This is a genomic window from Alteromonas sp. RW2A1 (genome assembly GCF_001886475.1).
Classification (GTDB): domain Bacteria; phylum Pseudomonadota; class Gammaproteobacteria; order Enterobacterales; family Alteromonadaceae; genus Alteromonas; species Alteromonas hispanica.
The window spans coordinates 2,185,661-2,198,851 of the sequence record NZ_CP018031.1; the positions used below are offsets into that span (position 1 = coordinate 2,185,661).

13 protein-coding genes are annotated in these 13,191 nt (G+C 44.5%); all 13 read right to left on the reverse strand.

From position 1 onward, the window contains the following. Positions 1-18: 18 nt before the first annotated feature. The 13 genes from flhA to fliH all read right to left on the reverse strand — a co-directional run bounded on the left by flhA (position 19) and on the right by fliH (position 13,146). Positions 19-2,118, reverse strand: a complete 2,100-nt coding sequence (gene flhA / locus BM528_RS09870; protein WP_071979649.1) for a flagellar biosynthesis protein FlhA — start codon at positions 2,116-2,118, stop codon at positions 19-21. Positions 2,119-2,340: 222 nt separating this feature from the next. After that, positions 2,341-3,465, reverse strand: a complete 1,125-nt coding sequence (gene flhB, locus BM528_RS09875; RefSeq protein WP_071979650.1) for a flagellar biosynthesis protein FlhB — start codon at positions 3,463-3,465, stop codon at positions 2,341-2,343. Positions 3,466-3,528: 63 nt separating this feature from the next. Then, positions 3,529-4,308 carry a flagellar biosynthetic protein FliR gene (fliR, locus tag BM528_RS09880; RefSeq protein ID WP_071979651.1) on the reverse strand — a complete coding sequence of 260 codons (780 nt, stop codon included), beginning with the start codon at positions 4,306-4,308 and terminating at the stop codon, positions 3,529-3,531. A gap of 33 nt (positions 4,309-4,341) precedes the next feature. Then, positions 4,342-4,611 (reverse strand): flagellar biosynthesis protein FliQ, encoded by a 270-nt coding sequence (gene fliQ, locus BM528_RS09885; protein WP_071979652.1) that lies wholly within the window; start codon positions 4,609-4,611, stop codon positions 4,342-4,344. Between the two features lie 8 nt (positions 4,612-4,619). Next, the gene (gene fliP, locus BM528_RS09890) at positions 4,620-5,378 is read right to left on the reverse strand and encodes a flagellar type III secretion system pore protein FliP (protein WP_071979653.1); all 759 of its coding nucleotides are present in this window, start codon (positions 5,376-5,378) and stop codon (positions 4,620-4,622) included. Continuing rightward, positions 5,371-5,805 carry a flagellar biosynthetic protein FliO gene (gene fliO, locus BM528_RS09895; RefSeq protein WP_071979654.1) on the reverse strand — a complete coding sequence of 145 codons (435 nt, stop codon included), beginning with the start codon at positions 5,803-5,805 and terminating at the stop codon, positions 5,371-5,373. The genes fliP and fliO overlap by 8 nt, the downstream gene beginning before the upstream one ends. A gap of 28 nt (positions 5,806-5,833) precedes the next feature. Continuing rightward, a complete protein-coding gene (gene fliN / locus BM528_RS09900; protein WP_071979655.1) occupies positions 5,834-6,241 on the reverse strand; it encodes a flagellar motor switch protein FliN in 408 nt (135 codons plus the stop codon). A gap of 16 nt (positions 6,242-6,257) precedes the next feature. Continuing rightward, on the reverse strand, positions 6,258-7,322 hold the full coding sequence (gene fliM, locus BM528_RS09905; protein WP_071979656.1) for a flagellar motor switch protein FliM: 1,065 nt from the start codon (positions 7,320-7,322) through the stop codon (positions 6,258-6,260). Between the two features lie 75 nt (positions 7,323-7,397). After that, the gene (fliL, locus tag BM528_RS09910; RefSeq protein ID WP_071979657.1) at positions 7,398-7,934 is read right to left on the reverse strand and encodes a flagellar basal body-associated protein FliL; all 537 of its coding nucleotides are present in this window, start codon (positions 7,932-7,934) and stop codon (positions 7,398-7,400) included. Between the two features lie 149 nt (positions 7,935-8,083). Further along, positions 8,084-10,210, reverse strand: coding sequence for a flagellar hook-length control protein FliK (locus BM528_RS09915; RefSeq protein WP_071979658.1), 2,127 nt, complete (start codon positions 10,208-10,210; stop codon positions 8,084-8,086). Between the two features lie 344 nt (positions 10,211-10,554). Beyond that, the gene (gene fliJ, locus BM528_RS09920) at positions 10,555-11,001 is read right to left on the reverse strand and encodes a flagellar export protein FliJ (protein WP_071979659.1); all 447 of its coding nucleotides are present in this window, start codon (positions 10,999-11,001) and stop codon (positions 10,555-10,557) included. A 32-nt stretch (positions 11,002-11,033) separates the two neighbouring features. Further along, positions 11,034-12,371 carry a flagellar protein export ATPase FliI gene (fliI, locus tag BM528_RS09925; protein WP_071979660.1) on the reverse strand — a complete coding sequence of 446 codons (1,338 nt, stop codon included), beginning with the start codon at positions 12,369-12,371 and terminating at the stop codon, positions 11,034-11,036. Then, entirely contained in the window at positions 12,364-13,146 is a 783-nt protein-coding gene (fliH, locus tag BM528_RS09930; RefSeq protein WP_071979661.1) for a flagellar assembly protein FliH, read from the reverse strand. The genes fliI and fliH overlap by 8 nt, the downstream gene beginning before the upstream one ends. Positions 13,147-13,191: the final 45 nt, after the last annotated feature.

Below are 13,191 nucleotides of genomic sequence, written 5' to 3' on the forward strand. Positions count from 1 at the left end.
ACTCGCCCCAGTGTCAGATTATTGACCGACCGAACTGACTATTTTTATTTGTTTGTCATCAGGTACTTCTTGATAGGAAAGAACATGTAACCCAACAACAGAATATTTTAAGAAGCGAGATAGCACCGGCCTTAGCATTCCAGAAGTAAGTAACACTGCGGGCTCTCCCTCTAGTTCTTGCTGCTGACTGGCTTGCTGCAAGGACTTTTGTAACTTGTCTGCAAGACCAGGTTCAATACCTGCACCATCTTCACCACCTGCTTGAAGTGACTGGTGCAACATCTGTTCCAACTCTGGCGCCAAGGTTATGACAGGTATCTCTTTGGCACCCTGCGTGATTTCCTGAACAATAAGCCGTTTAAGCGCAATACGTACCGCTGACACCAACACATCTGAGTCTTGGCTACGAGTGCCATATTCACTTAATGTTTGCACTATCGTACGCATGTCGCGAATAGGAACACCTTCAAACAGTAATGTTTGCAGTATTTTTACTACCGTGCTTAACGGCAATATATCGGGCACCAAACCTTCAACCAATTTAGGATGCTGCTTTGCTAACATGTCGAGTAGTTGTTGGGCCTCTTCGTGTCCAAGCAGTTGATAGGCATTATTGGTAAGTAGTTGACTTAAATGAGTAGCAACCACTGTGGCCGCGTCTACCACCGTGTACCCAAGAGTTTGAGCATGCTCACGTTTATTGGGCTTAATCCAAACGGCATCTAGGCCAAACGCCGGATCTTTTGTCGCTCTCCCCTCAAGCTTCCCAAAAACTTGGCCAGGGTTAATGGCGAGTTCTTCATCGTGACTTATCACCGAGTCTCCAATAGTCACTCCCAGCATAGCGATAGTGTAAGTATTGGGTTCTAAATCTAAATTATCGCGAATGTGTACTGGTGGGATAAGAAACCCGAGTTCTTGAGATAGTTTTTTACGTACGCCTTTAATGCGGGTTAACAGCTCACCACCCTGGGATTTATCAACTAGCGGAATCAGCCTATAACCCACCTCAAGCCCAATGGTGTCGACCTGCTGAACATCATCCCAGCCAAGTTCTTTGACTTCTGGTGCCACGGTTTCATCTCTAGAGAGTGTATCTGGCACCTGTGGTTCAGCAGCTTTCTTCTTGGCATTGTGGGTCTGAAGAAAGGCTACTCCAGCGGTAAGAGCAGAGAACCCTAAAAATGCAACATGGGGCATACCTGGAATAATACCCATCACAAATAAAACCCCTGACGCTATGTATAAAGCTTGATTGTTTCCAAGCTGCCCACGAATTTCCTTACCCATTTCTTGGGTTTCATTCTCGCGAGTAACTATAATTGCGGTTGCAACGGAGAGTAAAAGAGAGGGTATTTGTGCCACTAACCCATCACCGATGGTGAGCAACGTATAAATTTCAATGGCATCGCCAAACGAGAGATCGTATTGAATCATGCCAATAAATAATCCGCCCACGATATTGATGAGCATGATAAATAGACCGGCAACGGCGTCACCTTTTACAAATTTTGACGCACCGTCCATTGAGCCGTAAAAGTCTGCTTCTGCTGTTATCTCTTCTCGGCGCTCCCGCGCCTGGTCTTGGTCGATGTAACCCGCATTTAAGTCGGCATCTATTGCCATTTGCTTACCCGGCATGGCGTCAAGGGTAAAGCGAGCATTTACTTCAGATATACGCCCTGCACCAGCAGTAACAACCTTAAAGTTAATAATTAGCAAAATGGCAAATACAACGATACCCACGGCATAATTACCACCAATTACCACAGCACCAAAGGCCTCGATGACTTTACCCGCCGCATCACCACCCTCATGACCATACAATAAAACAACTCGCGTAGAGGCGACGTTTAGTGCCAGTCTTAAAACGGTTGCGATAAGCAAGACCAGAGGAAAAATACCAAAATCTACAGGCTTTTGTGTTAATACTGCTACAAGAATAATCACTAACGACAGTGCGATATTAAAACTAAACAGCACGTCGAGGAGAAAAGGCGGCATGGGGAGAATAACCATCCCCATAATAGCGAGTAAAACTACAGGTGCACCTAAGCCAGCGGTGAAATTTTGTAACTGATTCTTATCGAACCGCTGAAGATAACCGGATAACTGCATCGTTGGGTGTCTCTCTATCAGAAAATTGACGCTTAACGTTAATCTAATAGTTGCATTACAACTAACGTGCCAGCTTTAGTAATTTACTTATTGCTTAGAGAGAGCTTTTTGAAGAAAACGTGCCAGAGTAGTTTTTTAACCACTATTAAACAGAAGCTTATATCCAAAACATCTGGGCACAATGAAGGTTATAGCCTACAACTTTTAAGTTTAAGCGTTTCGTTATCGTCGGTATTCTGGTGGTATAAGAAGGTCCCGTTTTAACGGTTTAGGGCGTTTGCCCTTTCCGGCTCTGTGAGCTTTAAGCTGATAAACGTGGGCCAGTACTTGTGCCACAGCCATAAACAATGCGTTAGGCACTTCGTCGTCGACTTCTGTGGAATAGAAAATAGCGCGAGCTAGCATAGGTGAAGGAATAAGGGGTACGTCATTGGCCGTAGCAATTTTTCGAATATGCATGGCTAACTCGTCAGCACCTTTTGCTACAACCACCGGCGCTCTGTTTCCATTATCGTCATATTTTATCGCCACAGAGAAGTGGGTTGGGTTGGTCACCACCACATCAGCATTAGGTACTTCTTGCATCATTCTTTTGGTGGCAGCTTGATATTGCAAACGGCGAATACGACCTTTAACCATGGGGTCGCCTTCGGCGTTCTTGCGTTCGTCTTTCACCTCTTGCTTAGTCATTTTCATTTCTTCATTGTGCTTATACATCTGATAAGGAACATCAATAAGCGCAATGGGTATCATGCCGCACACAAGGAGAAGAAACGCCCACTTGAGCATATCTAGGGCGTGAAATATATTGCCTGGATAAAGCTCCATATCAAGGTGAAGAGCTTCGTCTTGAAAGAAGAGTAACGCCGCGATAGCCATACCAATAATGGTGATTACCTTTGCGATAGATTTTAATAGCTCTACCAGGCCGTTGGTTCCAAACATACGCGTGAAACCCTGAATTGGGCTCATTTTTGAACCTTTGGGTTTCGCGCCATCCCATGTAAAGTTATAGCCACCTAACGCAATAGACCCGTAAATTCCAGCGATCATAGCCACTATCATATAAAGCAGAACGGGGGCACTTATTGTGGTGAATGCTTCACCCCACGCTGCAAACATATGTGTGGTGTCGTATGTCTCATCACGAGAGAGAATAAACATGCGCTGGGTAAGAGAAAACACTGACTCAGCAATCCACCCACTGACAAACAAAAACATAACCGCGCTGACGATAAGAACTAACGTGGTAGACAATTCTCGGGATCGGGCAAGCTGCCCTTTTTTTCGGGCATCCTCAATTTTTTTCCCCGTGGGGTCTTCTGTTTTTTCAGCTGAATCTGCCATTTAACGTCTTCGCCTATTTTTGATGCTCTTCATAAACAGATAGTCTTCATTAACAAAAAGTATTCATGGGCAAATTCTCAATAATTCACACATATATTGTTGTGCTCGCATCCACTGGGTTTCAAAGTGCGCCGTAAAATTACTGAGTGTTATCCATATAATTAGCAGCCCCATAACCTGTGCAATAGAAAAACCAATACTGAAAATATTCAGTTGCGGCGCCGCCTTTGTCATTACGCCAAAGGCTAAATTAACCACGAGTAAAGATACGATAGGCGCTAAGGAGAGAGTAACCGCGGAAATAAACATCCAGCCGCCCCAGTGGGCAATTCCCTTAAACTGCTCTCCTGTCCACCAGGCTTCTCCAATAGGAAAGGCTTCAAAACTCATCACTATCATTTGAATCATAGACAAGTGACCGTCTAGCGTCCAAAACAGCAGCGTTGCTAAAATGAGATAGAACTGCCCAACCGCGGGTACATTTATACCGTTGACAGGATCGACAATTGACGCGAACCCTAAACCCGTTTGCATAGCAATTATCTGCCCTGCTAAAACAAAGGTATTCAGCACCATCATGGATATAAAGCCAATTGCTATTCCAATAAGCAACTGTTGAATTATGATAAGGAAAGTACCGAGGCTGACTAAATTATCGATAGGCGAAGGAGGTACTACAGGCATTATAATTAATGTGAGCATTATTCCTAATAGTGCTCTAACCTGAGGCGGGATAGACTTTGCACTTAAACCAATCATAGCAACAAACAGCCCGCTTATTCGCATGAATGGCAGGATCAAGTCGGCTAAAAACTGATTGATTGTGGCTAACTCAACTTCCACTAAAAACCTCGAATAACCATGGCAACAATATCGCTACCCAACAACTTGAGGGATCATTTCAACCATGTGAAACGTGAAATCCATCAGTTGCTGTACTAGCCAATTACCGCCCCAACTCAGCGCTAAAAGCGTGACCAATAAACGGGGTAAGAAACTCATGGTTTGCTCGTTGATAGAGGTAGCCGCTTGAAAAACCGCAACGACTAAGCCCACAACTAAGCTAGGTACGATAACCGCAGACACTAACATAATAACCATAAACATGGCTTCTTTGAGTATTTCGACAAAGACTTCTGGTGACATACGCTCCCCTAAACGCCCATACCGAAGCTAGTGGCTAAGGTACCAAAAATAAGATTCCATCCATCAACCAAAACAAAGAGCATTAGCTTAAATGGCAGCGACACTATCATAGGCGAAAGCATCATCATCCCCATTGCCATCAAAATAGAAGCGACTACCAGGTCAATAATCAAGAATGGAATAAACAGCATAAAGCCTATTTGAAAGGCAGTTTTAAGCTCACTAGTAACAAACGCGGGTATGAGAATTGTAAGCGGAACTTCATCAGTATCGGCATACTTACCCTCATCACCGGCAATTCGCACGAATGTTTCTAAGTCTTTCACTCTGGTTTGAGACAGCATAAAAGCCCGCATTGGTCCCTTGGCTTGCTCAAGGGCGTCTATACTTGGCATTTCCTCGTTCAAATAAGGTTGCAACGCTCGCTCATTAATTTCGTCGAACACTGGCGCCATAATGAACATAGAGAGAAACAAGCTTACCCCTATGAGAATTTGGTTGGAAGGAGACTGCTGTAAACCAATAGCTTGGCGAAGGATAGAAAGTACAACTATGATGCGTGTGAACGATGTCATCATCATGATAAATGCAGGGATTAGACTGAGCGCCGTCATGATAAACAACGCCTGCAATGTCATGGTGTAATCTTGGGTGCCATCTTCGTTAGTGGTTACGGTAACCGCCGATATCCCCTGTTGCGCCTGTACTGGCTCTGCAAACAAGACTAGTGAGCCAAGAGCAAGCAGTAAAAGAACGATATTACGCATTATTTGAGTCTTCCTTTTGCTTGTTATCATTAGTCTGTGGATTTAACTTTCCTGACATAGCCGCCACTAACTTTTGTTTAAAGGCGTCATGGCCGTTAGTTGTTGTGCCTTTAAGGGGAACCTCTAGATTTTTGTCTAGCTTGCTAAGGTGGGAAATATTGTGACTGGTTACACCAATGAGATGCTGTTCATCGCCTACCTGTATCACCATGATTTTTTCTTTAGTGCCCGCCACCATGCTCGCCACCACCTTCATGTGATTGCTTCCCATTGCAGTGACATTAAATCGACGCATAACGTAAGCAAGCGCGAAAATAACGCCAACCACCACCAACAAAGAGAGGAAAATTGACAGTACCGATGTGGGATTGGTAATAGATTGGGTAGTTTGTGCGCCAGCAATTTGGCTGATAAAAAGGGGCAGCATTGCGCAACCCCTTACTTTGTAAGAAGTTTTATCTGAGCTTCTTGATTCTCTCAATTTGACTAATAACATCCGTTAATCGAATACCGAACTTGTCGTTGACTACTACTACTTCACCATGAGCAATCAACGTGCCATTAACTAATACATCTAGTGGCTCACCGGCTACGCGATCCAGTTCCACCACAGAACCCTGGTTCAACTGTAGCAGATTTCGAATACTAATTTGACTACGGCCTACTTCCATGGAGATAGTAACCGGAATATCGAGAATAGTATCTAGCTTCTTTTTCTCTTCCTGGGTTATCGGCGCATCATCGGTCAGTTCATCTAGTTCGGCAACTTGAACATCATCGTTCTCACCTTCTTCTTGCTCTGCCTCAGCATCAGCCTGCTCAGCCATGGCCGCAGCCCAATCGTCCATACCGTCTTCACTCATGGGAACTCCCCTTACCTTACAGGTCTTCTTCGAGTACTTGTAGCTCAGCATCATTATCGATAATGCGCCCGCCACGGGTTAATAATTGCAGCTCAGACTTCACTGAAGTCGGCCTTGCGATTTTTTCTACAATCTTTAACGCTAAGTTGTCTCTTGAGCGACCAAGCTTAGCCCTAAAGGTGGGTAAATCTTCTATTAGCACTGTGATAGTTTCTGGCATTTCAACGGGAATAATATCGCCCGCCTTAAACTCCATAACTTCTCTTAGCGGAACGTCTACATCTAGCATGTGCGTGGTTAACGCCACCTTAACGTCCATGATTTCATCGCGAAGCGCTTTACTCCAGCGCAGGTCGGTGTCTTCTTTGTCGCTTTGTACACCCGCGTCGAGTAACTCGCGAATTGGCTCTAACATTGAGTATGGCAAGGACACATGGAAATCGCCACCGCCGCCGTCGAGCTCTATATGAAACGAGCTTATTACTACCACCTCTGTGGGGCTTACAATATTCGCCATAGCGGGGTTTACTTCCGAGTCTAAATACTCAAAAGAAACGTCCATTACAGGCGCCCATGCTTCTTTGTAATCTTCAAAGATAATTTTGAGAAGCATTTGAATAATACGACGCTCTGTGGGAGTAAATTCTCTACCTTCTATCTTTGCATGATAGCGACCGTCTCCCCCGAAGAAGTTATCAACGAGAATGAATACTAAACGCGCTTCCATTGTAATAAGGCCAGTGCCTTTTAAAGGACGAAAGCGCACCATATTCAGACTGGTTGGAACAAACAAGGTGTGAATGTATTCGCCGAATTTAATCATTTGAATGCCGTTAATAGACACTTCAGCAGAACGGCGCATCATGTTAAATAGACTAACGCGCATATGACGAGCGAACCGTTCATTAACGATTTCAAGGGTAGGCATACGCCCACGAACAATTCTATCCTGCGAGGAAAAATCGTACTCGAGCGTTGAGGCGTCAGAGTCAGCACCACCCGCACTAACCTCTTCTTCCTCTACATCGTCCACCCCGTGTAAAAGGGCGTCGATTTCATCTTGAGATAATAAATCGCTCACAGTGCTCTACCCATATTTGCATAAATTGCTGCGTAAATTATTGCATAAACTGCTGCATGAAAATTACACATGCAACTACTGCATTACAAAGCCAGTGAATAACACTCGCTCCACCACGTTGCTACCAATGTCATTTTCCTGAAGTGCCTTTTTAACCTCGGTGACCGCCAGCTCACGTAGCTCAATTTTGCCGGCTTCCGTTACTAAGTCATCTGCGTTAGACATACTAAAGGTTTGTAACAAGGTTCCCTCAATTAAAGGGATGTGTGTTTTTACTAGCTCTTCGTTGTCTGACCCACGCACGAGAAGCTGGACTTTAATTTGCACTAATCTATCTCGCCCGCTGCTGCCAGGTACATTAAATACAAAAGGCCTCGGCATAGCGACATACAATGCGGTTCCAATTTCAGCATTTGCGCCAGGTGTTGCAGGTGCTGATGCTGTCTCTGCAGCCTCAGGCAGTTGCTCTGCCGCAGGCTCATCGCCACCGGCAAAAAGGAAAAAGTAAGCACCTGCTCCACCGCCAACAAGTACAAGCGCGATAATGATGATAAGCATCATTTTACCTTTCTTCTTGCCGCCTTCTTCTACTTGTAATTCTTCATCAGCCATGTGTATCTCTTCTTAAATACGTTAAAACTTGTATTATCAAGCTTCATGTCAAAATCGCAATGCTGCCTTAGTCATATTTTGACATATTTTTGTTTTTTCACTTTTCAGTGATTGGTTGGCCAAAAAGTCTATATTTACCTAGGTGAAGCCTAGGCGTAAAAATCTATACCGCCTTTCGCTTCTCGAGTAACGGCCTGCTCTATTACATGTCCATTATCTAGCTCAGCGTCATTTTCTGAACGATGACTACCACTATTTCCGTTTTGCCCAGCAAGTTGCTGACCACTTTCGCTATTTGATGAGTTATCTTTTCTCACCTGCGCATCGCCTAATTCAATTCCTTGCTCAGACAGCATATCTCTAAGCTTAGGCATAGATTCAGCAAGCGCATCTTTAGCTTGTTGAGACTGTACAACAAAACTCACGCTGGCCGCTTCGCCCTGTACATTAACCCTCACCTGCATACTGCCTAATTCAGGCGGGTCGAGTCGAATTTCTGCCATCGTGTTTCTGGCATTCACCATCCAACGAATTTTTTCGCCTAGTTGCTGCTGCCCCTCTGGCTTATGAATATTGACAGCTTTATCGAACCCATCGAATTGCTGTTGAGATTTTGACGATTCTGAACGAATTTGGTTATTTTCATTAATGGCGGCATCTGCTTGCGTAAACTGCTGTTGAACCATTTGCTGAATACTATTTTGTGCATTGGTCATCAACTGCATAAACTGACCAGCCTGAGTCTCTACTCTTGCATTAAGGGCGCTTGACACTTCAGCAGACAGCGAAGCGTCTTTTGCTGCATCTGCAACAATGGCCGAGAGTTCAATGCCCGGCTGATGCCCCTGCTCTACCTGCTTTTGAAACTCGTTGATACCAGCAATTATGTTCGATTTCACAGCCTGCTGCTGTTGACTATTAGGCACGAGCGCAACCATACGTTCGGCAAGGGCTTCCGTTGCCTTCTGAGCACTTTCAGGGCTTAGCTTGCTGATAGCCATTAAAAGAGAATCGTCTTGTGTTTCGAGTGCTCCCATGTCAATTTGCTGACCTTCTAATGCTTTTTCAGTTGAAGGCTTCATACCTGATGCTGTGATATTTTCTCCATCAACGGCTGCAGATGATGAATTTATCTTTGCAGTAACACCGGTCAAATCGGCGGCAATAGCCTCTCCCTCATGAAGCTTGTCAAAATTAGCGCCATGTTGCACTGTTGCTTTTTCACCCGCGTTGGCTGCCGACAATGCTTGACTGAGTCTGTCATCCCCATTTTCTTTTAGAGCATCGTTTATTAAGCTTAGTAGAAGCTCGTTCTGCGTACTTTCTTCATCACTTAGGTCGGACAATGGCAGATTTTGTGCTTCTTCGCTTCCTTGTTCGAGGCTTGAGCGTTCATTGCCTTTCTGTTCAGCTAAGGACTCTGAATTCGTGAGTTGTGCTAGAAGTACACTGAGGTTATCTTCACTTTCATTACTCACTCCGCCTTTTGCTTCAGCACTCTCAACCTGTTTATTTAACAGGTTGCTTAGAGTGCTTAACTTGTCTGTGATCGCTGGATTGACTTTAACATTTTCATCTTCTAGAGATTTCAACTGGGTTATTAGATCAGATAAAACGTCAGTAATTTCGCTGTTATCCATTGCATTAAGCTCAGCGGGCATCTTTCCATTAGTTAGGGCCTCAAGTTCTCCAGCAGCTTTTCCTACTCCACCTTTGGTAATTCCCTCCACAAATGCAATCCAATCTGTTCCATCCACTACATCTTCCATTGGCATAACAATTGGAGAAACAGGCTCTCCGACTATTGGAGCACTCTTTTCTCTTTTGCCATCAGTACCTATCGAGAGCTCTTTTTCAGTTGTCTTTTTTATCGAAGGAGAATTTCCTTGCTGCGGCTTCAAATCATTACCCGACTTGCTAGCTTCATTGTTTTGTGAAATGACATCTTTCTCTTTATTGATGTCTTTTGTTTTAAATGAGGAGCTTTCTACCTCAGTGGCCTCTTGAGAAGGAGCTTGGTCAACTTTATTTTGCTTGTCATCATTTCGCGGGAGATCCGTGTGATATCTATCACTGTCTTTAACTTTGCGTTTGGCTTCTTCGTTTACTGTAAAATCACGCCCACCGGATTTTGCTTCTTGATAAAGGCTGCTAAATGCTTCGCTATTTTGTCCTTGCGAGTGACTATCTAAACCGTTACCCACGGCTTTCGCCGTAGATGTCGCCGAAAAGGGCAATGCGGCAATGTCTGTTTTATTTACGGCAACTTGTTGCATAATTCTCTACCGTCCTACACTTCCACCATTAAATGGGTGATAAATTTGTTGTATCGCTGTAATTATGCAAGGCAAACTTTAACCAACTGATTAGTAATACTTTTTAATCTATATTTATATTACTACTGTGTTTTTAGTATCTTTTTTGCATCTACAACGGTTTAAAAAGCGTGTCGCAATTTCTGAAAAACGCCGTCAAAACCAACCGCTTTGTTAAACGTCATTCAAAGACAGTGAGAACTTTGCAAAGGCCGCGCCAATTATTTAAAAAGAAGACTTGTTAGCGAGTACTAAATTTACATGAACTTCGTAATTTTAATGGGGAAGCACGGAATTAAGACGTGCTAAAAAGAGGAGCTTTTAGATCTTATGAAACGTTGCGTAGCGAACTCATCGAGCATGGCTTGTTCAGCTTTTGCCTCTTTTTTCTCTTTCGCTAAACGCTTTTTGTCGAGAAGAAGCGTAACGGCCTTAACCTTTTGTTGTTGTTTAAGCCACATTTGCTTGCGCTGATCTGCTGCCATCTTTGCTTGAGCAATGACTTGCATTTGTTGTTCGCACGCCTTGTCGAGCTTACCCACGAAAGAAAGGTGTTGTTGGTAATAAGTAGCTGTTACACCCGACTGTCCGGTTTGCTGAATACCTTTTATATAATCAACGCGATATTGCTCTAAACTCGCTAGCTTTTGTTTATGCTGATTCACGTTAAGCTGCGCCTGTTGATAAAAGCGCGACTCACGTTGTTCTTTCTCTTTTTCGAATTCAGCTAAACGTTCTAGTTGTTTAGACATTATCTAATCGCCTTTCAATGCTTGGTTCATATTCACTGGCCCTGCCCTAAGCCTTTTGCCAACGCAGCCATACCCTCTAAGCTTTCATCATAGGGTAGTACCTGTTTCATCCCCTGCTGTAGGAATGCATTAATGGCAGGCTCTGCTCTTATTGCAAGATCGATACGTGGATCTGACCCCTTTGCATATGCGCCAATAGATATAAGATCTTGGTTTTGCTTGTAATGAGAATATACCTGGCGAATTCGTCTAGCCATGAGCTGGTGTTCTTCACTGACCACTTGCGGCATTACTCGACTTATCGACGACTCAATATCAATAGCTGGGTAGTGGCCACTATCTGCCAAAGAACGAGAAAGCACTACGTGACCGTCCAGTATTGCGCGAGCAGCATCGGCAACCGGGTCTTGTAAATCGTCACCTTCTGTAAGCACTGTAAAAAAGGCGGTAATGGAACCCTGCTTTTCACTCCCGTTTCCCGCTCGCTCTACAAGAACTGGAAGGCGCGCAAACACTGATGGCGGGTAACCTCTCGTTGCAGGCGGCTCTCCTACCGCCAGCGCTATTTCCCGCTGAGCCATGGCATAACGAGTGAGAGAGTCGATAAGTAGCAACACTTTCAACCCTTTATCACGGAAGTACTCTGCTATTGTCATTGCGGTTTCGCATCCTTTTAAACGCATTAACGGCGACGTATCTGCCGGAGCGGCAACCACAACAGCTCGCTTGCGCTCTTCTTCTGTAAGGATATCGTGAATAAACTCTTTTACTTCGCGACCACGTTCACCAACTAGCCCAACAACAACCACGTCGGCTTCACAGCCCCGTGTCATCATGCCTAAAAGAACACTTTTACCAACGCCACTGCCTGCAAATAGTCCCATCCGTTGGCCGACACCCACAGTGTTAAGTGCATTTATCGCTCTTACACCAACATCCATAGCGGCTATGATTGGTCGTCTTATTAATGGATTCATGGGTGGTCGGGTGGTAGGTGCGCGGTGCTCTGCTTCTATTTCTCCCAATCCATCAAGAGGCTGCCCATTCCCGTCAACCACGCGCCCTAATAGCGACATGCCAACAGGCAATCCACTCTGGCGATTTAGTGGCATAACCCTACTACCAGGCACAATGCCCCTTACAGCTTCAGTAGGCATTAAATAGGTAATATCTTCACCAAAACCAACTACCTCTGCTTCAATTTCGCCTTCAATCGTTTGTACTAAGCATTGACTGCCTACTGGAAGCTGACACCCTACGGCTTCTAATGTAAGGCCAATTCCACGCACTAGCTTTCCCGCTGCAACAATTGGCACCGTAGTGACTTGTTTGGTTAAAGATTCAAAATGCGTGTGCCAAGGGCTAGTCATCGTTTAGCCCTTGATTTAATAAAAAGCGCTCAATCACTTCACGACAACGCCGCTCCACAGAAACATCCACCGCATTTTGCGTAGTAACAATGTCGCAACCGCCACGTTCCATGTTAGGAGACGCTACCAAATTCCAACCTTTTTTTGTCATTTCTTCTTCAGAAAAATGCTCTTGAATAATCGATATGTCATCTGGATTCAGGTGTATCTGGTATTCGTTTTGATTAATAGGAAGCGCTTTAATGCCTTCGCTCAGTGCCTGAACAATGACGTCATTATTGGTACTTATTTCAGTTTTGATAACGGCTTTAGCAAGCGTGACTGCTAACTTTACCAGTTGATCGCGAGTATCGTCGTTAGCCTGAGACAGCGGATCGTGAAGTTTTTCCACCAACATTTGCCACTGCTCGGTCTGCTTCGCGATTTGAGACTGTCCTTCTTCTAAGCCCTTTGCAAGACCCTCTTCATGTCCTTTTTCGCGCCCCTCTTCAAGCCCTTCTTCTAACCCTTGAGCTTTACCCTCTTCATAACCTGTTGCTTTGCCTTCGCTGTGTCCTTCGTCAAAGGCCGCTTGTCGAATGGCTTCTATTTCGTCAGCGGTAGGAGGAGAAATTTCTTCAACTTCTTCAGGCGGTTCATATTTCCAATCAGAACGCCGGTTTAGTGCGTTGGTGGTCGCATCTTTTTTTCGAGCGTTTGCATCTTCAACAAAAGGTAAGTCCCATGTTTTAGCATCGTTTGCTTCGCTTTCACTGAAACTTTTGTTTGTAGACATTACTGTTCTCAAATTTAAAAATATTAGGCGTAGGCTTTAAAGTTA

Excerpts from the sequence above, each read along its gene's own strand:
- flhA (WP_071979649.1), bottom strand. The coding sequence starts at position 2,118 with ATGCAGTTATCCGGTTATCTTCAGCGGTTCGATAAGAATCAGTTACAA.
- flhB (WP_071979650.1), bottom strand. The coding sequence starts at position 3,465 with ATGGCAGATTCAGCTGAAAAAACAGAAGACCCCACGGGGAAAAAAATT.
- fliQ (WP_071979652.1), bottom strand. The coding sequence starts at position 4,611 with ATGTCACCAGAAGTCTTTGTCGAAATACTCAAAGAAGCCATGTTTATG.
- fliP (WP_071979653.1), bottom strand. The coding sequence starts at position 5,378 with ATGCGTAATATCGTTCTTTTACTGCTTGCTCTTGGCTCACTAGTCTTG.
- fliO (WP_071979654.1), bottom strand. The coding sequence starts at position 5,805 with ATGCTGCCCCTTTTTATCAGCCAAATTGCTGGCGCACAAACTACCCAA.
- fliN (WP_071979655.1), bottom strand. The coding sequence starts at position 6,241 with ATGAGTGAAGACGGTATGGACGATTGGGCTGCGGCCATGGCTGAGCAG.
- fliL (WP_071979657.1), bottom strand. The coding sequence starts at position 7,934 with ATGGCTGATGAAGAATTACAAGTAGAAGAAGGCGGCAAGAAGAAAGGT.
- BM528_RS09915 (WP_071979658.1), bottom strand. The coding sequence starts at position 10,210 with ATGCAACAAGTTGCCGTAAATAAAACAGACATTGCCGCATTGCCCTTT.
- fliJ (WP_071979659.1), bottom strand. The coding sequence starts at position 11,001 with ATGTCTAAACAACTAGAACGTTTAGCTGAATTCGAAAAAGAGAAAGAA.
- fliI (WP_071979660.1), bottom strand. The coding sequence starts at position 12,371 with ATGACTAGCCCTTGGCACACGCATTTTGAATCTTTAACCAAACAAGTC.
- fliH (WP_071979661.1), bottom strand. The coding sequence starts at position 13,146 with ATGTCTACAAACAAAAGTTTCAGTGAAAGCGAAGCAAACGATGCTAAA.